At 71.3% G+C, this 21,821-nt stretch carries 17 protein-coding genes; 8 read left to right on the top strand and 9 right to left on the bottom strand.

Annotated features, from left to right (window positions below; translation table 11 throughout):
• The first annotated feature begins 82 nt into the window (after positions 1–82).
• From zwf to OCT48_RS14840, 4 genes are all read left to right on the top strand, one after another.
• Complete coding sequence (gene zwf, locus OCT48_RS14855) at positions 83–1,591, top strand: glucose-6-phosphate dehydrogenase (RefSeq protein ID WP_263589905.1); 1,509 nt, start codon at positions 83–85, stop codon at positions 1,589–1,591.
• A 1-nt stretch (position 1,592) separates the two neighbouring features.
• Positions 1,593–2,267, top strand: coding sequence for a 6-phosphogluconolactonase (pgl, locus tag OCT48_RS14850; RefSeq protein ID WP_263589904.1), 675 nt, complete (start codon positions 1,593–1,595; stop codon positions 2,265–2,267).
• A 33-nt stretch (positions 2,268–2,300) separates the two neighbouring features.
• Positions 2,301–2,963, top strand: coding sequence for a bifunctional 4-hydroxy-2-oxoglutarate aldolase/2-dehydro-3-deoxy-phosphogluconate aldolase (locus OCT48_RS14845; RefSeq protein ID WP_263589903.1), 663 nt, complete (start codon positions 2,301–2,303; stop codon positions 2,961–2,963).
• Between the two features lie 145 nt (positions 2,964–3,108).
• Entirely contained in the window at positions 3,109–4,617 is a 1,509-nt protein-coding gene (locus OCT48_RS14840; RefSeq protein ID WP_263589902.1) for a glycoside hydrolase family 32 protein, read from the top strand.
• Positions 4,618–4,799: 182 nt separating this feature from the next.
• Here the strand turns inward: OCT48_RS14840 and pgi are convergent, their stop codons facing one another.
• Genes pgi through ptsP form a run of 4 tightly spaced genes read right to left on the bottom strand, consistent with a single transcriptional unit; the run spans position 4,800 to position 12,083 of the window.
• The gene (gene pgi, locus OCT48_RS14835; protein WP_263589901.1) at positions 4,800–6,479 is read right to left on the bottom strand and encodes a glucose-6-phosphate isomerase; all 1,680 of its coding nucleotides are present in this window, start codon (positions 6,477–6,479) and stop codon (positions 4,800–4,802) included.
• A 26-nt stretch (positions 6,480–6,505) separates the two neighbouring features.
• A complete protein-coding gene (locus OCT48_RS14830; RefSeq protein WP_263589900.1) occupies positions 6,506–8,248 on the bottom strand; it encodes a PTS fructose-like transporter subunit IIB in 1,743 nt (580 codons plus the stop codon).
• Entirely contained in the window at positions 8,245–9,219 is a 975-nt protein-coding gene (pfkB, locus tag OCT48_RS14825; RefSeq protein WP_263589899.1) for a 1-phosphofructokinase, read from the bottom strand. Before pfkB ends, OCT48_RS14830 begins: the two co-directional genes overlap by 4 nt.
• Entirely contained in the window at positions 9,219–12,083 is a 2,865-nt protein-coding gene (gene ptsP, locus OCT48_RS14820) for a phosphoenolpyruvate--protein phosphotransferase (RefSeq protein WP_263589898.1), read from the bottom strand. The genes pfkB and ptsP overlap by 1 nt, the downstream gene beginning before the upstream one ends.
• Before the next feature lie 232 nt (positions 12,084–12,315).
• On the opposite strand from ptsP, the gene cra reads away from it, so the two are divergent.
• Positions 12,316–13,299 (top strand): catabolite repressor/activator, encoded by a 984-nt coding sequence (cra, locus tag OCT48_RS14815; RefSeq protein WP_263589897.1) that lies wholly within the window; start codon positions 12,316–12,318, stop codon positions 13,297–13,299.
• A gap of 15 nt (positions 13,300–13,314) precedes the next feature.
• On the opposite strand, the gene OCT48_RS14810 is transcribed toward cra, so the two are convergent.
• From OCT48_RS14810 to edd, 5 genes are all read right to left on the bottom strand, one after another.
• Positions 13,315–14,277 carry a carbohydrate kinase family protein gene (locus OCT48_RS14810; RefSeq protein WP_263589896.1) on the bottom strand — a complete coding sequence of 321 codons (963 nt, stop codon included), beginning with the start codon at positions 14,275–14,277 and terminating at the stop codon, positions 13,315–13,317.
• Between the two features lie 31 nt (positions 14,278–14,308).
• On the bottom strand, positions 14,309–15,187 hold the full coding sequence (locus OCT48_RS14805) for an aldo/keto reductase (RefSeq protein ID WP_263589895.1): 879 nt from the start codon (positions 15,185–15,187) through the stop codon (positions 14,309–14,311).
• Positions 15,184–16,098 carry a D-hexose-6-phosphate mutarotase gene (locus OCT48_RS14800; protein ID WP_263589894.1) on the bottom strand — a complete coding sequence of 305 codons (915 nt, stop codon included), beginning with the start codon at positions 16,096–16,098 and terminating at the stop codon, positions 15,184–15,186. The genes OCT48_RS14805 and OCT48_RS14800 overlap by 4 nt, the downstream gene beginning before the upstream one ends.
• 18 nt (positions 16,099–16,116) lie before the next feature.
• The gene (gene glk / locus OCT48_RS14795; RefSeq protein ID WP_263589893.1) at positions 16,117–17,085 is read right to left on the bottom strand and encodes a glucokinase; all 969 of its coding nucleotides are present in this window, start codon (positions 17,083–17,085) and stop codon (positions 16,117–16,119) included.
• A 331-nt stretch (positions 17,086–17,416) separates the two neighbouring features.
• The gene (gene edd, locus OCT48_RS14790) at positions 17,417–19,303 is read right to left on the bottom strand and encodes a phosphogluconate dehydratase (protein ID WP_263589892.1); all 1,887 of its coding nucleotides are present in this window, start codon (positions 19,301–19,303) and stop codon (positions 17,417–17,419) included.
• A gap of 230 nt (positions 19,304–19,533) precedes the next feature.
• On the opposite strand from edd, the gene OCT48_RS14785 reads away from it, so the two are divergent.
• The 3 genes from OCT48_RS14785 to ispD all read left to right on the top strand — a co-directional run bounded on the left by OCT48_RS14785 (position 19,534) and on the right by ispD (position 21,807).
• Positions 19,534–20,673, top strand: coding sequence for a GNAT family N-acetyltransferase (locus OCT48_RS14785; RefSeq protein WP_263589891.1), 1,140 nt, complete (start codon positions 19,534–19,536; stop codon positions 20,671–20,673).
• A 121-nt stretch (positions 20,674–20,794) separates the two neighbouring features.
• Positions 20,795–21,088, top strand: a complete 294-nt coding sequence (gene ftsB, locus OCT48_RS14780; RefSeq protein ID WP_263589890.1) for a cell division protein FtsB — start codon at positions 20,795–20,797, stop codon at positions 21,086–21,088.
• On the top strand, positions 21,085–21,807 hold the full coding sequence (ispD, locus tag OCT48_RS14775) for a 2-C-methyl-D-erythritol 4-phosphate cytidylyltransferase (protein ID WP_263589889.1): 723 nt from the start codon (positions 21,085–21,087) through the stop codon (positions 21,805–21,807). The genes ftsB and ispD overlap by 4 nt, the downstream gene beginning before the upstream one ends.
• The last annotated feature ends 14 nt before the right edge of the window (positions 21,808–21,821 follow it).

Genomic DNA, 21,821 nt, shown 5'->3' with positions numbered 1-21,821 from the left:
TAGTAGTAATTTTACAAAATATTTTGGATGCTGGCGCCTCGTTGCGCTAGAATTTTGCTAAGTTAACCAAATGGGGGCGGACATGAGCCAACACAAGCGGCCCGGCGAGGCCCGGACCTCCGGTGATATCGACACGGCAATCGATCTCGCCCTGTTCGGCGCACTCGGCGACCTCTCGCAGCGCAAGCTGTATCCCGCGCTCTACCAGCTCGACCGGGAGGGGCTGCTCGACGAGGGCACTCGCCTGCTCGGCGTGGCGCGTCAGGAAGTCGACGCCGAGGGCTTCCGCAGCAAGGTGGAGACGGCGCTCAAGCGCTACGTCAAGGCGGAGGAGATGGACCGCGCGGTGGTCAAGCGCTTCCTGGCACGCCTCGACTACTGCCAGCTGGATGCCACCCGGCCGGAGGGCTATGCGGCCATCCGCGAGTGGCGACAGGCCGGCAGCGCCCGCCCCCTGGTCGTCTACCTGGCGGTCGGCGCCAGCCTCTACGGCGATATCTGTCGCCACCTGGAGGCCAGCGGCAGCCTCGACGAGCGCAGCCGGGTGGTCGTGGAGAAGCCCATCGGCTTCGACCTGGCCTCCAGCCAGGAGGTCAACGACGCCATCGGCGCCGTCTTCCCCGAGTCGCGGATCTATCGCATCGACCACTACCTGGGCAAGGAGACGGTCCAGAACCTGATCGCGCTGCGCTTCGCCAACCCGCTGTTCGGCACCCAGTGGAACCAGAACCACATCTCGCACGTGGAGATCACCGTGGCCGAGAAGGTCGGCATCGAGGGGCGCTGGGGCTACTTCGACAAGGCCGGCCAGCTGCGCGACATGGTCCAGAACCACCTGCTGCAGCTGGTCTGCCTGATCGCCATGGACCCGCCCGCCAACCTCGACGCCGACGCCATCCGCGACGAGAAGGTCAAGGTGCTCAAGGCGCTCAAGCCCTTCACCGACGAGATGCTGGGCCGCGACGTGGTGCGGGGCCAGTACATCGCCGGCACCACCGACGGGGCGAGCGTGCCGGGCTACCTCGATGAAGACGACGCCAACACCGAAAGCAACACCGAGACCTTCGTGGCGATGAAGACCGGGGTGTCCAACTGGCGTTGGGCGGGGGTGCCGTTCTACCTGCGCACCGGCAAGCGCATGCCGGCCAAGATGTCGCAGATCGTCATCCACTTCCGCCAGCAGCCCCACTACATCTTCGATCCCGACCAGCGCGCCCTGGCGGCCAACAAGCTGGTGATCCGCCTGCAGCCCGAGGAGGGCATCGCGCTGGAGGTGTTGACCAAGGACAGCGGCCTGGACAAGGGCATGCGCCTGCGCAAGGGGCCGCTGCACCTGGACTTCAACAGCGCCTTCGCCAAGTCGCGCATCCCCGATGCCTACGAGCGACTGCTGCTCGAGGTCATGAAGGGCCAGCAGTACCTCTTCGTGCGCCGCGACGAGGTGGAGCACGCCTGGCAATGGTGTGACAGCCTGATCGCCGCCTGGCAGGACGACCAGGCCCCGCGGCGCTATCCTGCCGGTTCCTGGGGGCCGGTGGCCTCGATCGCCATGATCACCCAGGATGGCCGCAGTTGGTACGAGGACTATTGAGATGAGCGATACCCCCATTCCCCGGGAGGCCCTGGCCCGGCAGCTCGCCGAGGCCGTGGCCGAGGCCCTGAGAAGCGACCTGGCCCAGCGCGAGCGGGCCCTGCTGGTGGTGTCCGGCGGCTCGACCCCGGTGCCCTTCTTCCATGCCCTGGCGGCCATGGCGCTGCCCTGGTCGCGCATCGACGTGACCCTGGCCGACGAGCGCTGGGTGGCCGAGACGGCCGACGACAGCAACGCCCGCCTGGTGCGCGAGCACCTGCTCCGGGGCGCCGCCGCCGAGGCCCGCTTCGTGCCGTTGACCAGCGACGCCGCGACTCCCGAGGAGGGGGCGGCCGAGGTGGGCCGGCGCATCGCCGCCCTGGCCTGGCCGGCCAGCGTGGTGATCCTCGGCATGGGCGGCGATGGCCACACGGCCTCGCTGTTCCCGGACAGCCGGGAGCTCGACCTGGCGCTGTCCACCGACGAGCCGGTGGTGGCGGTGCGCACGCCGAGCCAGCCCCAGCCGCGCATCACCCTGAGCGCCGATCGCCTCCACCAGGCCTTCCGCCACTTCCTGCACATCACCGGCGAGGAGAAGCGCGCGGTCCTCGGCCGGGCACTGGCCGGCGACGATACCCGAGCGCTGCCGATCCGCGCCTTCCTGGCCAGCCCCCTGAGCATCCACTGGGCGCCCTGAGCCGCCGACGGACCCGATTCCTGGAGCCACGACATGACCATCGAGAAACAGCTGCCGTCCACCCGTATCACCGAGATCGACAGCATCTGCCTGAAGGCCGAGGTGATCCCGGTCCTGGCGATCCAGCGCGTGGAAGACGCCGTGCCCCTGGCCACCGCCCTGGTCGAGGGCGGCCTCAGCGTGCTGGAGGTCACCCTGCGCACCGACTGCGCCCTGGAGGCCACCCGGCGCATCAAGGAGGCCCTGCCTCATGCCAGCGTCGGCATCGGCACCGTGCTGACCCCGGCCCAGTACCGCCAGGCCGAGCAGGTCGGCGCCGACTTCGTGGTGACCCCGGGCACCACCGAGGCCCTCTACCGCTACGGCGTGAGCAGCCCGGTGCCGATGCTGCCCGGCGTGGCCACGGTGTCGGAGCTGATGATCGGCTGGCAGTTCGGCTATCGCCGCTTCAAGTTCTTCCCCGCCGAGGCCAGCGGCGGCGTCAAGGCGCTCAAGGCCTTCGCCGGCCCGATTCCCGAGGCGCGCTTCTGTCCCACCGGCGGCATCGGTCTGGACAACGCCGACGACTACCTGGCGCTCGGCAACGTGATGTGCGTCGGGGGCTCCTGGCTGACGCCCAAGTCCCTGGTCGAGGCCGAGGACTGGAAGGCCATCCGCCAGCTGGCCCGGGAGGCCGCGGAGCGCTTCCACCACTGAATCACGAGTGAGTCTCTCTCGACAGCCAGTCGCTGTCCTTGCGCCCCGGCCACCCTGGCCGGGGCTTTTTTATCGACATGAGGCAGGAAGTGGCGGCATCGGTGTCCGCTCCGCCTCGACCAGAACCCCCTCACGAGGAATGATCATGACCAACGGCGTTGACGCCTCGCCGAGCCTGCGCTGTCCGGCGCTGCACTTCACGCCTCCCCAGGGCTGGATGAACGACCCCAACGGCTTGGTGTATTTCGCAGGCGAGTATCACCTGTGCTACCAGTACTACCCGGATGATCGGGTCTGGGGCCCCATGCATTGGGGACACGCGGTCAGCTCCGATCTGGTGCATTGGCAGCATCGGCCGGTGGCGTTGGCACCCGACGCCCAGGGAATGTGCTTCTCGGGCAGTGCCATCGTCGACTGGCACGACAACAGCGGCTTGTTCGGCGGCGAACCGGGGTTGCTGGCGTTCTACACCGTGCATCGCGAGACGGCGGGGAATCCCGACGACTACGTTCAGGAACAGTGTCTGGCCTACAGCCGCGACAGCGGGCGGAGCTGGCAGAAGTACCCGGGCAACCCGATCCTTCCCAACCCCGGCCTTCGGGACTTCCGCGACCCCAAGGTGGTCTGGCACGCCCCCTCTCGGCGCTGGGTCATGGCCCTGGCCTGCGGCCAGGTCATACGCTTCTATCTCTCCGACGACCTCCTCGACTGGCGGCTGGCCAGTGAGTTCGGGGACGGTCAGGGGGCACATACCGAGGGCCCCTGGGAATGTCCCGACCTCTTCGAACTGCCCGTCGAAGGCGCGGCGGAGGGTGAGCCCGCGACGCGCTGGGTGCTGGTGGTGGGCGTAGGCGCCGGTGAACAGGACGATTTCGGTTCCTTTACCCAGTACTTCGTCGGTCACTTCGACGGCGAGCGCTTCCATAACGAGAACCCCGCCGACGGCGTGCTGATGATGGACGAGGGGCGTGACTTCTATGCCGTCCAGACCTGGTCGGACGTACCTGACAGCGATGGTCGTCGCCTGGCCATCGCCTGGCTCAATAACTGGCTCTATGCCAACCGGATTCCCGAAGCAGGCTGGCGGGGCACCATGAGCTTCCCCCGCGAGCTCTCCCTCGAGGAGACCGGAGAGGGCATTCGGCTTCGCCAGGCCTTTGCCGCCGAACTTGGCGCGGCCGGCAGGCTGAGCCCTTGGCTGATGGCGAATTCGGCCGACGCACTGACGGTAGGTAACAACGTACTGATAGAGCAGGGCCCTTCGGCGGGCCATGGGTGGCTATCCCTGCAGATGGCCCCGGGCACCATCCTCGAGCTCGACCTTCAGCAAGCTGGCCATATGCTCTTGCGGATCACCCATGACGGTTCGACGTTGCAACTCGAACACTGGCGTGAAGGCCGCAACGGTGACCCCGACTTCGATCGCCGCTTTCCCCATCATCTGACCAGACAACTGATGGCCGGGACGGAGATCGAGCTGGAGTGGCTGGTCGACCGAGGCTCACTGGAACTACTGGTCGATGGCGGTCGGTATGCCTCGACCCATCTAGGTGTCACCGACCCTTGCCTCCAACCGGTGGTGGTACGGCTCGTGGCGGGGAGCGCACGGCTGACGGATGGTCGCTACCATGGCGTCATCGATCCCCTGGAGTAAGCGCATCGCGTCTGCCGGGCCTCCTGCCGGGAGTCTTCGAGCCGCTGCGTGGCGAAGCGACACGCAGCGACCGGAGGCCAGCGGTGGGCTCCCCGGCCCTGTCGCACCGCGCCGTGCTCGTCGTTGGCGTTACGGCCTCTCGGCCCCTTGCCGGCGAAGCGGGAGCGGGGCTCGTCGAGGCCTCAAGTCGATTGCTCTTCCCGGGCTTTCGGATCACTCTTGCCGTTCGGCTGGCTGCCCTCATGCGGGGGTTCTTCCTGGGTCTCGTGCCGCTGAGCGGAGAAGTGAACGCGGACCAGCTCGAGCAGGCCCTGGGTGGAGCCGTCGAAGTCCTGGCTGTGCTCGTCGATGCGCTCGCTGATCTCGCCGGCGATGCGCTTGCCGAGCTGCACGCCCCACTGGTCGAAGGAGTTGATGTTCCAGATCACCCCCTGGACGAACACCTTGTGCTCGTAGAGCGCGATCAGCGCGCCGAGGTTCTTCGGCGTCAGCTCGTCGAGCAGCAGGGTGCTGGAGGGGCGGTTGCCCGGGCAACTGTAGGGGTCGAGGTCGCTGCCGCCCTGGCTGCCCTCCATGAAGGCGTTGGCCTGGGCCAGCATGTTGGTGAGCAGGGCGAAGTGGTGGTCCTCCACCCCGGGCTCGGGCTTCAAGGAGGCGATGAAGTCGATGGGCACGTAGCGGGTGCCCTGGTGGAGCAGCTGGAAGAAGGCGTGCTGGCCGTTGGAGCCGGTCTGGCCCCAGACGATGGGCCCGGTCTTGTAGTCCACCGGGCGGCCGAAGATGTCCACCGACTTGCCGTTGGACTCCATGTCGAGCTGCTGGAGGAAGGCCGGCAGCTGATGCAGGGCCTGGTCGTAGGGCACGATGGCCTGGGTCTCGGCGCCCTGGAAGTTGATGTACCAGATGCCGATCAGCGCCATCAGCACCGGCATGTTGGCGGCGTTGGGCGCGGTCAGGAAGTGCTGGTCCATGGCATAGGCGCCCTCCAGCATCTCCATGAAGCCGTCGAAGCCGATGGCCAGGGCGATGGGCAGGCCGATCGACGACCACATGGAATAGCGCCCCCCGACCCAGGCCCAGAACTCGAAGACGTTCTCCTCGCGGATGCCGAAGGCCATGGCCGCCTGGCGGTTGGTGGAGGCGGCGACGAAGTGGGCGCCGACGTCGGCGTCCTCGCCGGCCTGTTCCAGGAACCAGCGCCGCGCGGTCTTGGCGTTGAGCAGCGTCTCCTGGGTGGAGAAGGTCTTGGTGGAGACGATGAACAGGGTGGTGGCCGGGTCGAGGCGCGACAGCACCTTCTGGATATGGGTGCCGTCGACGTTGGAGACGAAGTGGAAGTTGAGCTCGGGATGGCGGTACTTGAGCAGCGCTCGGCAGGCCATGTTGGGGCCGAGGTCGGAGCCGCCGATGCCGATGTTGACGACGTCCCTGATGCGCTGGCCGCTGTGGCCCTTCCATTCGCCGCTGCGCACCGCCTCGGAGAAGCGCTGGATCTGCTCGCGGGTGCGATGGATCTCGGGCATCACGTCCTGGCCGTCGACCATCAGCGGGCCCTCGCCGAGGTTGCGCAGGGCGGTGTGCAGCACCGGGCGATCCTCGGTGACGTTGATGATGTCGCCGGAGAACATCTGGGCGCGGCGCTGGACCAGGGCCGAGTGGTCGGCGAGCTCGAGGAGCGTGTCGAGCACGGCATCGGAGATGAGGTGCTTGGAGTAGTCGAGGAAGAGCCCGCCGACGCGCAGGCTCATCTTGTCGAAGCGCCGGGGGTCGGCGGCGAAGTAGTCGTGGATGCGGTCGCCGGCGGTGTCGGCCTGCAGGCGCGTCAGCGCCTGCCAGGTGATGCTGCGGGTGAGCTGGAACATGGGATTCTCCTCCGGGGACGGGCGACTCAGGCGCTGGCCTCGACCGCGACCGGCTGGTCGCCGCGCTTGAGCGCGGCATAGCCCAGGCCGGTGATCAGGGCGCCGGCGACGATGGCCGCCAGGTACCACAGTACCGGGGTGATGGCGTTGGGGATCAGCAGCACGAAGATGCCGCCGTGGGGGGCCATCAGCTTGGCGCCGACCAGCATGGACAGGGCCCCGGTCACGGCACCGCCGACCATGCTGGCGGGGATCACTCGCAGCGGGTCCTTGGCGGCGAAGGGAATGGCCCCCTCGGTGATGAAGCAGCAGCCCAGCACCAGGGAGGCCTTGCCGGCCTCGCGCTCAGGCTCGGAGAACTTCGCCTTGGCCACCAGGCTGGCGATGCCCATGCCGATGGCCGGCACCATGCCGGCGGCCATGATCGCCGCCATGGGGGCGTAGGTCTCCGAGGCCAGCAGGCCCACGCCGAAGGTGTAGGCCGCCTTGTTGACCGGCCCGCCGAGATCGAAGCACATCATGGCGCCGAGCAGGATGCCCAGCAGCACGGCATTGGCGGAGCCCATGTTCTCGAGGAAGGTGGTCAGGGCGGAGAGCAGGGCGGCGACCGGCTCGCCGACGATATAGATCATCGTGAGGCCGGTGACCAGGCTGGCCAGCAGCGGAATGATCAGGATCGGCTTGAGCGACTCGACGCTGGCCGGCAGCTTGACGTAGCGGGTCACCGCCTTGGCGGCGTAGCCGGCCAGGAAGCCGGCGAGGATCCCGCCGATGAAGCCGGCGCCGATGTTCGAGGCCAGCATGCCGCCGATCATCCCCGGCGCGATCCCCGGCCGGTCGGCGATGGAGTAGGCAATGTAGCCGGCCAGCACCGGGATCATCAGGGCGAAGGCGGTGCCGCCGCCGATCTCCATCAGCGCCGCGGCCAGCGTCCCTTCCTCCTTGAAGGCCTCGATGCCGAACACGAAGGACAGCGCGATCAGCAGGCCCCCGGCGACCACCATGGGCAGCATGAAGGACACCCCGGTCAGCAGGTGCTTGTAGACGCCCTTCTCCTTGACGCTCTTCTTGCGCTCGCCCTCGCCGGCCCCGCCGCTGGCGGCATCCTCGACCTCGGCCTCGGCCAGCGCCGCCTCGATGGTCGGGCGCGGCTTCTTGAGGGCGTTGCCGGTGGAGGTGCGGTAGACCCGCTTGCCGGCGAAGCGGGTGGGATCGACCTCGATGTCGCAGGCCAGGATCACCACGTCGGCGTCGCGGATCTCGTCGTCGCTGAGCTGGTCCTGGGCACCCACCGAGCCCTGGGTCTCCACGCGGATCGCGTGGCCCAGGGCCCTGCCGGCCTCGGCCAGCGCCTCCGCGGCCATGAAGGTGTGCGCCACCCCGGTCGGGCAGGCGGTGACGGCGACGATGCGGCGGCCGGCGCCGGCCTTGGCGGCGACCGGCGCTTCGGGCTGCGGGGCATAGGGCCGGGCCTCGCGCTCGGCGCGCTCGAGGAAGGCCTTGGGATCGGGCAGGGCCTGGTCGATGGGCGCCCGGTAGAGCCGCTTGCCTTCGAAGCGCTGTGGCGCGGGCACCTGGTCGGCGGCGACCACCACCAGGTCGGCGGCGGCGATGGCCTCGGCATCGGCCGGCTGGACGGGCTCGAGCTCGCCGTGCATTTCCACGTGGGTCTGCCAGCCGAGGCGGCCGGCGGCCTGCTCGAGGCGCCGGGCGGCGAGGAAGGTGGTGGCCATGCCGCTGGGGCAGGCGGTGATGATGATGGCGTTCATGCGAGGGCTCCCCCCGCGTCGAGGCCGGCGAGGCGGTGGACGCGGGTCTGTTGTTGGAGTTGCGGGAAATCCGTGGCGCGGGCGTCGCCCACGCCGACATGACGGACGGATTCGGCGGAAAGCGCGGTGGCCAGCCGCAGCACCGGCTCGGGGGCCAGGCCTTCGAGCACGCCGTGCAGCATGGCGGCCACCAGGGTGTCGCCGGCGCCCACCGTGCTGGCGACCGCCAGGCGCGGGGGCAGGGCCTGCCAGGCGCCGCGGCGGCTGATCCACAGCACCCCGTCCGGGCCGGCGGAGATCAGGGCCTCCTCGATCCCGGCGGCGTGGAGCCGGCGGGCGGCCTCGAGGCGTGCCGCCTCGCTGGTCAGGTCGCGGCCGGCCCAGGCCGCCAGCTCGTGCTCGTTGGGCTTGACCGCGGTGGGGCCGGCGGCGATGGCGGCCGCGAGGGCCTCGCCGCTGGTGTCGACCCACACCGGCAGGTCGGCCCCGCGCAGCCGGGTGACCAGCTCGGCCAGGTCCGCGGGGCCGACCCCCGGCGGCAGGCTGCCGGCCACCACCACGGCCGCAGGGCGCCGCCGGGGATCGCCGGCCAGGTCCTCGAGCCAGGCGAGCAGGCGCTGCCAGGCCTCGGCGTCGATGGCGGCCCCGGGGCCGTTGATGTCGGTGACGCGGCCGTCGGCCTCGGCGAGCTTGGCGTTGATGCGGGTCTCGCCGGGCACCCGCAGGAAGGCGTCCTCCACGCCCAGCGCCTCGAAGGCCCGCAGGAAGGGGCCGTCGTTGTCGGCGCCGAGGAAGCCCGAGACGCACACCTCGTGGCCGAGCGCGACCAGCACCCGGGCCACGTTGACCCCCTTGCCGGCGGCGGTCAGGTGAGTCTCGTGGGTCCGGTTGACCTCGCCGGGCACCAACCGTGGCAGCGCCACCGAGAGGTCCAGGGCCGGGTTCAGGGTCAGGGTCAGGATGCGGGCCATCAGCGGGCCTCCAGGGCGTCGCGTGCCGCCTCGCTGGTGGCCTGGGTCAGGGCGAGCTCGGCCTGGGCCCGGGCCTCTTCGAGGTCGAACTCGCGCAGGCGGGCCTTGACCAGCGGCACCTGGCGGGCGCTGACCGACAGCTCGTCGACGCCGAGGCCGACCAGCACCGGCACGGCGGTGGCGTCGGAGGCCAGCTCGCCGCACACCCCGACCCACTTGCCCTGGGCATGGGCGGCGACCACGGTCATCTCGATCAGCCGCAGCACCGCCGGATGCAGGCCGTCGGCCTGGGCGGAGAGCTCGGGGTGGTCGCGGTCGATGGCCAGGGTGTACTGGGTCAGGTCGTTGGTGCCCACCGAGAAGAAGTCGACCTCGGCGGCCAGGCTGGGGGCCAGCAGGGCGCAGGAGGGCACCTCGATCATCACCCCCAGCTGCAGGTCGGTGGTGCGCTCGCCCGCGGGGATCGCCTCCAGCAGGCGGTCGACGATGGCGCGCACGGCGCGGAACTCGGCGATGTCCTTGACCATCGGCAGCATGATGCGCAGCGGCTGGCCGACGGCGGCCATCAGCAGCGCCTTCAACTGGGTCTCCAGCACCTCGGGGCGGGTCAGCGCCAGGCGGATGCCGCGCAGGCCGAGGAAGGGGTTGGCCTCCTGGGGCACCGGCCAGTAGGGCAGCGGCTTGTCGCCGCCCACGTCGAGGGTGCGGGCCACCAGCGGGCGACCGTCCAGGGCGTCGAGGGCCTCGCGGTACTCGCCGATCTGGGTCTCCAGGTCCGGGACCTGGGCATGGGCCATGAACAGGAACTCGGTGCGCAGCAGGCCGATGCCCTCGGCGCCGCGCTCCACGGCATCGGCGGCGTGGGCGGTGTTGCCCAGGTTGGCGGCCACCTCGACCCGGTGCCCGCAGCGGGTGCGCGCCTCCGCGAAGCGGGCCTCCCAGGCCTCGGCCTCGCGGCGCTGCCGGTCGGCCAGGCGTTGCTCGGCGGTGCGGCGGCGCGCGTCGCCGGGGGCGGGGGTGACGCGACCGCGCTCGCCGTCGAGGATCAGCTCGGTGCCGTTGTCCAGGGTCATCACCCGGGGACCGGCGCCCACCACGGCGGGGATGCCGAGCGCCCGGGCGAGGATGGCGCTGTGGGCGGTGGCCCCGCCGCGGGCGGTGAGCAGGCCGCGCACCCGGCTGGTGTCGAGGCGGGCCACGTCGGAGGGGCCGATGTCATCGGTCACCAGGATATAGGGATGGGCCGGCGGCTCGGGCAACTCGACCCGGCAGAGGATGCCCAGCACCCGGCGGCCCACATCGCGCAGGTCGGCGGCACGCTCGGCGAGCAGGCGGTCGGCGAGCCTCTCCTGGGCGCGGGCCGCGGTGTCGATGGCCTCCCACCAGGCGGCCTCGGCGGAGGCGCCCTCGGCGATGCCCTCCCGGGCGGCCTGGTGCAGTTCCGGGTCGCCGAGCATCTCCTCGTGCATGGAGAGGATCTGTGCCACCTCGCCGCCGCGCGCCTGCTGGACCAGCGCCTCGAGCTGCTCTTCCCCCTCGCGGATCGCCGCGTCGAGGCGGCGGTTCTCGGCGGCGGGCTCGGCGGCGCGGGCCGGGTAGTCGAAGTGCGGCGTGGTCAGCACGAAGGCCGGGGCGATGGCCAGGCCCGGCGACGCCGCCACCGCGGGGTGGGCCTGGTCGGCCGGCAGCGGCTCCGGCGCCGGCGCGTCCTCGTCCGGGGCGACGGCCTCGCGGCTCGCGTCGAAGGGCATGACCTGCTCGCCGAGGCCGCCTTCCACGGCCCGACAGAGCGCCTCCAGGGCGGCGTCGGCTCCCTCGCCCTCGGCGGAGAAGGCCAGTTGCTGGCCGCGCCGGGCGCCGAGGTTGATGATCTTGGTCAGGCTGGTCGCGGAGACGGCCTCGCCACCGCCCTCGGCCAGGCGGACGCGGATCGCGATGCCCTGGGCGCGGGCCTCCTGGACCAGCTGCTTGGCCGGACGGGCATGCAGGCCGTGGGCGTTGAGCACTCGGGCGAGGCGGCTGCTGGCGGTGGCGGACTCGCCGGCGAGGCGCGCCAGCAGGGTGGCGGCATCGGCCTCGTGCAGCGTGCCGCCCGCCTCGCTCTCGAGCAGCGCGAGGATCCGCTCCAGCAGGCCGCGATGGGCCTCGCCCTGGGCGGCCAGGCAGAAGACGCCGGCGACCTCGCCCGCGTCCGTTGCCAGGGCCGTGGCCGGGGTGGCCAGCGACAGCGCCGGCACCTCGACGCCGCGATCGCTGGTCGCCAGCCACAGGCCCTGGCCGAGGGAGCGCGGCGAGGTCTCGGCCAGGGCGGCCACGAACTCGCTGGTCACGCAGCCGGCCTGGCGCAGCCGGGCGGCGCCGGCCAGGGCCAGCTCCTGGTGGTCGCGGGCGGGGAAGCCCAGGCAGAGGGTCTCGGCGTCGAGGCGGGCCTCGACCACCGCCTTCGACAGCAGGCCGGCGACCTCGGCCGGCGTGTCGGCCTCGGCCAGGCGCTCGGCCATGCCGTCCTTGTCCAGCACGTGGGTCAGCTGGCGCAGGATATCCAGGTGTTCGTCGCTCTGGGCGGCGATGGTCACCAGCACGTGGACCCGGTTGCCGTCGTGCCACTCGAGTCCGGCGGGGAACTGCAGCACCCGGACGCCGGTGGCGCGGACATGGCTGCGGCTCTCCGCGGTGCCGTGGGGGATGGCGATGGCGTTGCCGAGGAAGGTGGAGGACTGGGCCTCCCGGTCATAGAGACCATCCCGATAGGCGGGGGCCACCAGCCCTGCCGCGTGCAGTGATTCGGCGGCCTGGTCCAGCGCGGCGCGCCAGTTCTCTGCCTGGCAGCCGAGCAGGATGTCGTCCTGGCTGAGCGTCAACATGGGCGTCTCCGGTTCGTCGAGGGTGCGACGCCGGGGCAATCCTGGGCCCGAAGGGCGTTGCAATCGCGTTTCACTCTAGTCGAGCTCCCTTTGGTGAATCGTGTCACCTGTGCTTAACTGCATGCTGGATCGATTCATCTTGCTTGGCAAGGTCGATCGTCTACGACTTTGGCAGGGGGCAGGCGGGCGGCGGTCCGGCGTAGAATCCCCCCAACATCGCAAGGGGTAGACCATGACACTCGCCGAAATCGCTCGTCTGGCCGGAGTCTCGCGGACCACGGCCAGTTATGTCATCAACGGCCAGGCCGGGGAACGCCGCATCAGCCGGGAAACGGTCGACAGGGTCATGGCGGTGGTGCGCCAGCACCGCTACCGGGTCGATCCCCAGGCGGCGGCGCTGCGGCGCGGCTCCAGCCGCACCCTAGGCCTGATCATTCCCGACCTGGAGAACGCCACCTATGCGCGGCTGGCCAAGCTCATGGAGCGCGGCGCCCGTGAGCAGGGCTACCAGTTGCTGATCGCGGGGTCCGACGACCGCCCCGAGGCCGAACGCGACCTGGCCCTGGCGCTGCGGGCCCAGCGTTGCGAGGTGCTGATCATCGCCAGTTGCCTGTCGATGGAGGATCCCTTCTACGCCGAGCTGCAGGCGGAGGGGTTGCCGGTGGTAGCCGTCGACCGGGGCTTCGACCCGCGCCGCTTCGCCAGCGTGGTCAGCAACGATGCCGAGGCCGCCGACCAGTTGACCCGGTCGGTGCTGGACGCCTCGGTGTCGCGCATCGCCTGGCTGGATGCGGTGCCCTGGCTATCGATCAGCCAGGAGCGCCGCGCCGGCTTCCAGCAGGCCCTCGACGGTCGCGAGCGGGAGGTGATCATGCTGGGCGGGGAGCGCTACGACCGCGCCGAGGGCGCACGGCTGATGCGCGAGCTGCTCGACGAGCACGGTGCGCCGGACGCCCTGGTCACGGCCTCCTACTCGCTGCTCGACGGGGTCCTGGACACCCTGCTGGAGGCCGGGGGGCTGCCGCCCGGGCTGCGCCTGGCCACCTTCGGCGACAGCCGGCTGCTCGACTTCCTGCCGTTGCCGGTCAACTCGGCGGTGCAGGATCACGTGCGCATCGCGGCGGCGACCCTGCGCTGTGCCCTGGCGGCCTCGCGAGGCGACTACCACCCCGGGCGGGAGGTCATCCCGCGCAGCCTGAAGCGGCGCCCGGCCTGAGCCGGGCGTCGGGCCTCAGGCGACGCTAGCGGCGAGGTCGTCGCGGGTGGGCAGGGCGACGTAGGCGCCGGGGCGGGTGACGGCATGGGCGCCGCAGCGGCAGGCGAAGGCCAGCGCCGCCTCGAGGCGATCGCTGTCGCGGTGCCAGCCCTCCTCGAAGCCGTGCTCGGAAAGGCCGGCCAGCAGCCCGCCGATAAAGGCGTCGCCGCCGGCCGTGGTGTCCACCGGCTCCACCGCCGGCGGGGTGACGGCCAGCGACAGCCCGGCGCCCAGGGCGCGCACGTCGCCGCCGCCGTCGGTGATCACGGCGAGCTTGACCCCCGCCGCCAGGCGTTCGGCCAGCCAGTTCGCCTCGGGGTGGTCGCCGCGCAGGAAGTCGAGCTCTTCCCGGGACAGCTTGAGCAGGTCGGCGGCGTCGAGCAGCCGGGTGACCAGGGCGGGGTCCGCGCGGCCCTCGGCCCAGAGATTGTGGCGCAGGTTGGCGTCGACGCTGACCAGGCAGCCGGCCCGGGCGGCCATTTCCGCCATGGCCAGGGTGGTGTCGGCGATGGCCGGCTCGGTGAGGCTGTTGCTGCACAGGTGCAGGATCGCCGGTTCGGCGAAGATCCCCGCCGGCAGGTGCTCGAGCCGGTAGAGCAGGTCGGCGGCGGGCGGCCGGTAGAAGTCGAAGGTCCGCTCGCCGTCGGCATCCCGCGAGACGAAGGCCAGCGCCGTGCGCGCCTCGCGGGTCCGCGCCACCCCGGAGAGGTCGACGCCCTGGGCGGCCAGCTCCACGGCCAGGAAGTCGCCGAAGTGGTCGTCGCCCAGCATGCCCAGGAAGCGGCTGGGCGCCCCCAGGCGCGCGCAGGCCACGGCGACGTTGGCGGGGGCCCCGCCGGCGTAGGGGGTGAAGGTCTCCGGGGTTCCGTCGTCGGCGTCCCCCAGGCGGCTGGAGAGCATGTCGACGAGGGCTTCACCGAAGGCGATTACGGGCAGCATGGTCGTGGTTCCTCATGATAAGTGGGCGGGCTCAGGCCACCTCGTGGCCGCGGGCGGACTCGAGCAGGGCGAACCAGCTGGGGCGATCCAGCGCCAGGTCGGCGTCCCGGCACAGCGTCGCGATGCGCTCGGGCTTGAGGCTGCCGATCACCGGCAGGGGGCGGCCGGGCAGGGCACGCACCCAGGCCAGTGCCAGCCCGGCGGGGCTGACCCCGAAGGCCTCGGCCTGGGACAGCAGCAGGGAACGCGCCGGCCCGGTCAGTACCCGGCCACCGCCCAGCGGCGACCAGGCCATCGGTGCCTGGCCGTCGCCGATCAAGGCATCGTAGCGGCCGTCGAACAGCGGCGCGGCATGATCCAGCGAGAGCTGCAGCTGGTGGGCGACCAGGCGATGCGACATGGCCGCCTGCAGCCGGCGCCAGGCCTCGGGCAGGAAGTTCGAGACCCCGGCGGCGCCGAGCTTGCCGGCGGCGATGGCCTCGTCCAGGGCGCGGCCGGTGGCCTCGGCGTCCATCAGCGGGTCGGGGCGATGAAGCAGGAAGTGGTCCAGCCGCTCCACCCCGAGGCGGGCCAGGGCGTCGTCGATGGCCCGGGTCACGTAGGCCGGCGAGCTGTCGTAGTGCTTGACGGCGAACGGCGAGGCATCGCGCGCGGGCACGACGATGGTGGCCTTGGACACCACTCGCACCCGGCGGGCGAGGCCGGGGCGGGCACGCAGGGCCTGGCCGAAAAGTTGCTCGCCGGCCCGGTCGCCGTAGATGTCGGCGTGGTCGAACCAGCACAGGCCCTGGTCGAGACGGGCCTCGATCCAGTCGGCCAGTACCTCGGGGGCGTGCAGTGCCGGTGACTCGTGCAGGGCCATCATGCCCAGGGCGAAGGGCACGTCGAAGGTCGTGGAGGCGTCGCTCATGCATCACTCGCCAGGGAAAGGGTGGTGCCCAGCAGGTGCTGGGCGCCGGGGACCAGCCACACCGGGTCGAGCCGGGTGTTGGCCGACTCGATGCACAGGAAGTGCCGGCCCGCCTCGGCGGAGGTGTCGTCGGGCAGGGCGTCGCCGGGATGCCAGACCACCGCCGAGTCGCTGCCCTGGCGGGCGACGCGCAGCCGGCGTCGGCCGTCGGCGAGGACCAGCTCGGCATTGCTGTGATAGATGCGGTCCAGGCCGCCGCGCACCCCCAGCTCGCCCTGCTGCTCGCACTCGGCGAAGTCGGCCAGCTTGTCCAGGTAGCGGGCGCCGGCCAGCCCCTCCACGCGACAGGCGTGGGCCTCGGCCACCGCCAGGTAGCTGTGCAGGGCGCCGGTGATCTTCACCGGGGTCTCGCCCACGTGCTCGGTGATCAGCTCGACGTGCAGGCGCTGGGCGTTGGCCTGGATCACCGCTCGGGGGACCAGTTGGGAGTGCAGCCGCTCGACCGGGGAGAGGTGCAGCTCCAGCCCCTCCTCGTGCTCGTCCACGGCCTCGAGGCGCCAGTCGGCCTTGCGCGCCGGGCCGTGCATGGGGCCGGAGCGGTCCGGCGACTCGTCGGCGGTGCGCTCGTCGGCGAACCACGGCCAGCACAGCGGGATGCCGCCCCGGATGGCCCCGGGCAGGGCCTGGGGGGTGGGCGTGACCCACAGCCAGCCGCCGGGGACCAGGCCTTCCGGGGACTGGGTGGCGCCGGCCGCCGGGGCCGGCAGGAAGTGCAGGACCTGGGCGCCCTGGAGCGATACGGCGAGCTCGCCCCAGGGTTCCCTGGCCAGCCAGACCTCGCGGCCGGCCCAGTCGACACGGCGCTGGCCATCGGTGGCGTCCAGCAGGGCGCGCAGGGATGCGGGTATCATTCGACCTCCTCCGTCGAGCTACTCGACCTCTTCATTGTGCAGGGCCTCGGCGGCGCCCAGCAGACCCGTCCAGGGGGCGGTCACCACCTGGACGGGGATATTGCCGGTGTAGGCGCTCATGCGGCCCTTGGCGGCGAAGGCCTCGAGGAAGCGGCTCTCCGGCAGCCAGTCGAGCAGGCGCGGCAGGATGCCGCCGCACAGGTAGACCCCGCCCCGGGCGCCGAGGGTGAGCGCGGCATCGCCGCTGACGTCGCCGAGAATCTTCAGGAAACGCAGCAGGGTATCACGGGCCACGCCGTCGCCGCTGCCGGCCGCCTCGGTGACCTCGGCGGGAGTGGCGTAGCGTGGTGGTGCGCCCTTCAGTGAGCAGTGGGCGAGGTAGAGGTCCAGCAGGCCCTGGCCGCACAGCAGCCGCTCCACCGAGATCCGGCCGTAGCGGTTGCGGAAGTGGCGCAGCAGGTTCTGCTCGCGCTCGTCGGTGGGGGCGAAGGTCACGTGGCCGCCCTCGGTGGGCAGCGGGATCCAGGCGTGCCGGCCGGGAAAGACCCCGGCCACGCCGAGGCCGGTGCCGGGGCCGATCACCAGGCGGGCGGCATGGGGCGCCGCCTCGCCGGCCTGGACGGACACCAGCTGGTCGGCGACGACGTGGGGCACCCCCAGTGCCTGGGCCATGAAGTCGTTGATGATCTTGAACAGCCGCAGGTCCAGGGCCTGCTGGACCTCGGTCCGGGTGAAATCCCAGTGGTTGTTGGTCATCGTCACCCGCTCGCCGTGGACCGGGCAGGCGAAGGCCAGGCAGGCCTCCCGGGGGGCGTCGTCGCCGACGGCGCCGACCCGCGTCAGGTAGTCGCGGATCGCCGCCACCGGGCCGTCGTAATCGGCGCAGGGCAGGCTCTGGATGTCGTGGGGGTCGACGGCGCCCGGCGTCACCAGCGCGAGGCGCGCGTTGGTGCCACCGATATCGCCGATCAGGGCAGGTCGGGTCATGGGTTCGTCTCACGTGTTCCTTGGGGCGCCCGCGGGGGCGCTGCCAGGGGGCCTACCAGGGGTATCGCAGATAGCAGGATCGCTCGGGGCTGAAGCGTCGGCCGGCCCCGGGGTGCCGGACCATTGAGGAGGCGCTGTGAACCCCTCCCTGGGCGCTACCGACGCCCTGCGGCGCTCTCGCATCCTGCGCCGCTTGCAGGGCCGGTGCTGGCCATCCCTGGCCAGCCCGTTCGGAGCCGTGCTCCTCACCCCTGGCGTAGGCCCCCCTCTTCGACTTGTCCCCGGCGCCCCTCGCTATAGGCAACTGCGATATCCCTGTTCTGGCAGTGGCTCAGGCGTCTAGGTCATGGATTAGGCCGGCCTGGCGGGCCAGGTCGTCGGCCTCGAAGCCGCCGAAGACCCCGGCGCCTTCCTCGCCGCGCATCGCCAGGTGGCGGAAGCCGGCGAACAGCTCGCGGCCCAGGCCGACGTGATAGTGATCCAGTTCGGCGACGTATCGTGCGCGATCGGCCCAGGCGTGAGCATCCACCTTGGCCTCCAGGGTGCCGGCGTTGGCGTCCAGGCGCACCACGTCGCCGTCGCGCAGCTTGGCCAGGGGGCCGCCGTCCAGCGCCTCGGGGCTCATGTGGATGGCCGCCGGCACCTTGCCGGAGGCACCGGACATGCGCCCGTCGGTGACGAGGGCCACCTTGTAGCCGCGATCCTGCAGCACGCCGAGGTAGGGGGTCAGCTTGTGCAGCTCGGGCATGCCGTTGGCCTTGGGGCCCTGGAAGCGCACCACGGCGATGACGTCGCGATCCAGCTCGCCGGCCTCGAAGGCGGCCTTCATCTCGTTCTGGTCCTCGAAGAGCTTGACCGGAGCCTCCACCACGCGATGCTCCTCGGCCACCGCCGAGACCTTGATCACGCCGCGGCCCAGGTTGCCGTCGAGCACGGTGAGCCCGCCGGTGGCGGCGAACGGCGCCGCCACGCCACGCAGCACCTCGGTATCGAGGCTCTCCTGGGGGCCCTCGCGCCACACCAGCTTGCCGTCCTCGAGGAAGGGCTCCTGGGTGTAGGCGGTCATGTCGGTACCGAACACCGTGGGGATGTCGCCGTGGATCAGCCCGGCGTCGAGCAGCTCGCGGATCAGGTAGGCCATGCCGCCGGCGGCCTGGAAGTGGTTGATGTCGGCCTGGCCGTTGGGATAGACCTGCATCAGGCTGGGGGTCACCGCGGAGAGGTCGGTGAAGTCCTCCCAGGTCAGGGTGATGCCCGCCGCGGCGGCCATGGCCACCAGGTGCATGGTGTGGTTGGTGGAGCCGCCGGAGGCCAGCAGGCCCACCACGGCGTTGACGATGGCGCGCTCGTCGATCTGCTTGTAGAAGGGACGGTAGTCGCCGCCCGGCTCGGTGTTGCGGACCGCCTGCTCGGTGGCGAAGCGGGTCAGCGCCTCGCGCATCTCGGTGCCCGGGTTGACGAAGGAGGTGCCCGGCAGGTGCAGCCCCATCATCTCCATCATCAGCTGGTTGGAGTTGGCGGTGCCGTAGAAGGTGCAGGTGCCGGGGCTGTGGTAGGACTCGGATTCGGCCTCCAGCAGGTCCTCGCGGCTCGCCTTGCCCTCGGCGAACAGCTGGCGGATGCGCGCCTTCTCCTTGTTGGGCAGGCCGCTGGGCATGGGGCCGGCGGGCACGAACATGGCCGGCAGGTGGCCGAAGCGTGCCGCGGCGATGAACAGCCCCGGGACGATCTTGTCGCACACGCCCAGGTAGAGGGCGGCGTCGAACATGTTGTGGGACAGCCCCACGGCGGTGGCCATGGCGATCACGTCCCGGGAGAACAGCGACAGCTCCATGCCCGGCTGCCCCTGGGTGACGCCGTCGCACATGGCGGGCACGCCGCCGGCGAACTGGGCGGTGGAGCCCATGGCGCGGGCAGCGGCCTTGATGGTCTCCGGGAAGGTCTCCAGCGGCTGGTGGGCCGAGAGCATGTCGTTGTAGGAGGAGATGATGCCCAGGTTCGCCGAGTTCATCAGCTTCAGCGAATTCTTGTCCTCGCTGCCGCAGGCGGCGAAGCCGTGGGCCAGGTTGCCGCAGGAGAGCTCGGCGCGATGCACGCCGCGCTTGTGCTGGTCGGCCATGCGCTCCTCGTAGAGCGCGCGGCGCTCGGCGCTGCGCTCACGGATGCGCTGGGTGACCTGCTGGACGGTGGCGTTGAGTGGCGTGGAAGCTTGAGCCATGGGGCACCTCGGCAAGGGAAAGGATGTTTCTAGTAAGTTTAACAAACTTACCGCCGAATGATCGCGGTTTGTAGCCCTGTGCGGCTATAGTTGTAATTATTTTACTTACCCTAGGCCTCGGCGACGCGACGCCAGTGACCGGCAGGCGGGGTGGCAGGGCGGCAGGGGGTCTGGGCACAATGTAGGCGTTCTGCCGGCATCTTGTCAGCCGGCCCCAGCCGGGAGCCTCCATGAGCCGACTGCGTCTCACCGAGCTGCCCGCCATCGAGGCGGTGGCCGCCGCATCCTGGAACGCCCTGGTGGGCGACGATCACCCCTTCCTGCGCCACGAGTTCCTGCACGCCCTGGAGGCCAGCGGTGCGGTGAGCCCGGCCTCCGGCTGGGTGCCCCGCCACCTGACCCTGTGGCGAGGCGAGACCCTGGTGGGGCTGTTACCGCACTACCACAAGCTCCACTCCTTCGGCGAGTACGTGTTCGACTGGGCCTGGGCCGAGGCCTGGGAGCGGGCCGGCGGACGCTACTATCCCAAGGGGTTGAGTGCGATCCCCTTCACGCCCGCCCCGGGGCCGCGCCTGGCGCTGGCCGCGGACGTCGATCCGCTGGCGGCCCGGCGGCGGCTGGCCGAGGCCTGGGAGACGGGCGAGCTGTCGAGCTGGCACCTGCTGTTCGCCGAGCCGGACGAGGTGGCCGCCTGGCAGGCGGCCTGTCCCGAGCTGATCCCGCGCCACGGCGTGCAGTTCCAGTGGCGGGACCGGGGCTACGGCGACTTCGCGGGTTTCCTCGCCGCCCTGACCTCGAAGCGGCGCAAGGCCATCCGCCGCGAGCGCCGCCGGGTCGCCGAGCAGGGGCTGACCCTGCATCGCCTGGAAGGCGAGGCGATCGGCGACGCCGACCTGGCGCACTTCTTCCGTTGCTACCAGCTCACCTACCGGGAGCGCGGCCGGCACGGCTACCTCAACGCGGAGTTCTTCGCCCGGCTGCGCCGCGCCCTGCCCGAGGCGCTGGTGCTGGTCCAGGCGCGCCTCGAGGGCGCGCCGGTGGCGGCGGCGCTCTGCCTGCAGGGTCGCCGGACCCTGTACGGCCGCTACTGGGGCAGCGAGGTCCTGGCCGACGGCCTGCACTTCGAGGCCTGCTACTACCAGGGCATCGAGCACTGCCTGGCCCGCGGCCTGACCCTCTTCGACCCCGGCACCCAGGGCGAGCACAAGCTGACCCGCGGCTTCGCGCCGCGCCGGCTGACCTCGCTCCACCATATCGCCGACCCCCGCCTGCGCGCCGGGGTGGCACGCTTCTGCGCCGAGGAGCGCGGGCATGTCGAGGCCTATGTCGCGGCTACCCGGGCCGCCCTGCCGTTTCGCGCCACGCCCTGAGCGGGGTGGCGCCGGGCCTCGCCGCGAGGCGAGGGCGCATTCCAGGCGGTTTCGTGGATGAGGCCGGCGGGGGAAGATGGCATACTAGCCGCCATCGAAGACCTGGTGACGGATCCGCCGCATGCTCAAATGGTTGGCCATCGTGCTCATCGCCCTGGTGGCGCTGCTGCAGTATCGCCTGTGGCTAGGTGAAAGCGGCCTGCGCGAGCTGGCCGAGGTGCGCCAGCGGGTCGCTGACCTGGAGGCCGAGAACGCCCCCCTGCGGGCGCGCAACGCCCGGCTCGCCGCCGAGGTGGTCGACCTCAAGACCGGGCTGGATGCCATCGAGGAGCGGGCGCGCAGCGACGTCGGCATGGTGCGCCGCGACGAGCAGTTCTTCTGGGTGCCCGATGCCGGGGGAGGGCAGGCGCCTTGAGCGAGACGCCCTGGCTGGTGGTGCCCGCAGCGGGGCAGGGGCGGCGCATGGGCGCGGACCGCCCCAAGCAGTACCTGCCCCTGGCCGGGGCACCGGTATTGGCCCGCACCCTTGAGCGCCTCCACCGGGCCTTTCCCCGGGCCCGGTTGTGCCTGTGCCTGGATCCCGAGGATGAGCGTTTCGATCCAGCCTGGGTGCCCTTCGCCGACTGGCGGCGGGTCCCCGGAGGCGTCGAGCGGGCCGACTCGGTGGCCAATGCCCTGCTGGCCATCGCCGGGGACGCCGCCGACGAGGACCCGGTGCTGGTGCACGACGTGGCGCGGCCCTGCGTGACCGTCGACGACCTGCGCCGTCTCCACGCGGCGGTGGTCGAGGACGCGGTGGGGGCGCTGCTGGCCGCCCCGGTGGCCGACACCATGAAGCGTGACGACGGCGCCGGCCGGGTCCGCGGCACCGAGCCCCGGGCGGGCCTGTGGCATGCCCAGACGCCCCAGGGGTTTCCCTATGGGCTGCTGCGTCGGGCTCTGGTCGCGGCCGCCGAGCGCGGGGTCGCCGTGACCGACGAGGCCGCGGCGGTGGAGGCCCTGGGCATGGCGCCACGCCTGGTCAGCGCCCGCCGCGACAACCTCAAGATCACCCATCCCGAGGACCTGGTCCTGGCCGAGCTGATCCTCGCCGCCCAGGCCGCTGCCTCTTCCGTTGACCCGGAACCACGCTGAGAGGGGACATACCA

Origin of the sequence: Halomonas sp. M4R1S46, from assembly GCF_025725685.1 — a bacterium.
In the GTDB taxonomy this organism is placed as follows: domain Bacteria; phylum Pseudomonadota; class Gammaproteobacteria; order Pseudomonadales; family Halomonadaceae; genus Halomonas.
Note: the sequence above shows the minus strand (reverse complement) of the source record. Positions and strands in the feature narration are given on the sequence as shown.

What these genes read in the sequence shown, in the direction of transcription:
- zwf (WP_263589905.1), top strand. Translation starts at nt 83, where the DNA reads ATGAGCCAACACAAGCGGCCCGGCGAGGCCCGGACCTCCGGTGATATC.
- ftsB (WP_263589890.1), top strand. Translation starts at nt 20,795, where the DNA reads ATGCTCAAATGGTTGGCCATCGTGCTCATCGCCCTGGTGGCGCTGCTG.
- glk (WP_263589893.1), bottom strand. Translation starts at nt 17,085, where the DNA reads ATGACCCGACCTGCCCTGATCGGCGATATCGGTGGCACCAACGCGCGC.
- pgi (WP_263589901.1), bottom strand. Translation starts at nt 6,479, where the DNA reads ATGTTCCAGCTCACCCGCAGCATCACCTGGCAGGCGCTGACGCGCCTG.
- OCT48_RS14800 (WP_263589894.1), bottom strand. Translation starts at nt 16,098, where the DNA reads ATGATACCCGCATCCCTGCGCGCCCTGCTGGACGCCACCGATGGCCAG.
- OCT48_RS14785 (WP_263589891.1), top strand. Translation starts at nt 19,534, where the DNA reads ATGAGCCGACTGCGTCTCACCGAGCTGCCCGCCATCGAGGCGGTGGCC.
- pgl (WP_263589904.1), top strand. Translation starts at nt 1,593, where the DNA reads ATGAGCGATACCCCCATTCCCCGGGAGGCCCTGGCCCGGCAGCTCGCC.
- edd (WP_263589892.1), bottom strand. Translation starts at nt 19,303, where the DNA reads ATGGCTCAAGCTTCCACGCCACTCAACGCCACCGTCCAGCAGGTCACC.
- ptsP (WP_263589898.1), bottom strand. Translation starts at nt 12,083, where the DNA reads ATGTTGACGCTCAGCCAGGACGACATCCTGCTCGGCTGCCAGGCAGAG.
- OCT48_RS14805 (WP_263589895.1), bottom strand. Translation starts at nt 15,187, where the DNA reads ATGAGCGACGCCTCCACGACCTTCGACGTGCCCTTCGCCCTGGGCATG.
- OCT48_RS14845 (WP_263589903.1), top strand. Translation starts at nt 2,301, where the DNA reads ATGACCATCGAGAAACAGCTGCCGTCCACCCGTATCACCGAGATCGAC.
- OCT48_RS14840 (WP_263589902.1), top strand. Translation starts at nt 3,109, where the DNA reads ATGACCAACGGCGTTGACGCCTCGCCGAGCCTGCGCTGTCCGGCGCTG.
- OCT48_RS14810 (WP_263589896.1), bottom strand. Translation starts at nt 14,277, where the DNA reads ATGCTGCCCGTAATCGCCTTCGGTGAAGCCCTCGTCGACATGCTCTCC.
- cra (WP_263589897.1), top strand. Translation starts at nt 12,316, where the DNA reads ATGACACTCGCCGAAATCGCTCGTCTGGCCGGAGTCTCGCGGACCACG.
- OCT48_RS14830 (WP_263589900.1), bottom strand. Translation starts at nt 8,248, where the DNA reads ATGAACGCCATCATCATCACCGCCTGCCCCAGCGGCATGGCCACCACC.
- pfkB (WP_263589899.1), bottom strand. Translation starts at nt 9,219, where the DNA reads ATGGCCCGCATCCTGACCCTGACCCTGAACCCGGCCCTGGACCTCTCG.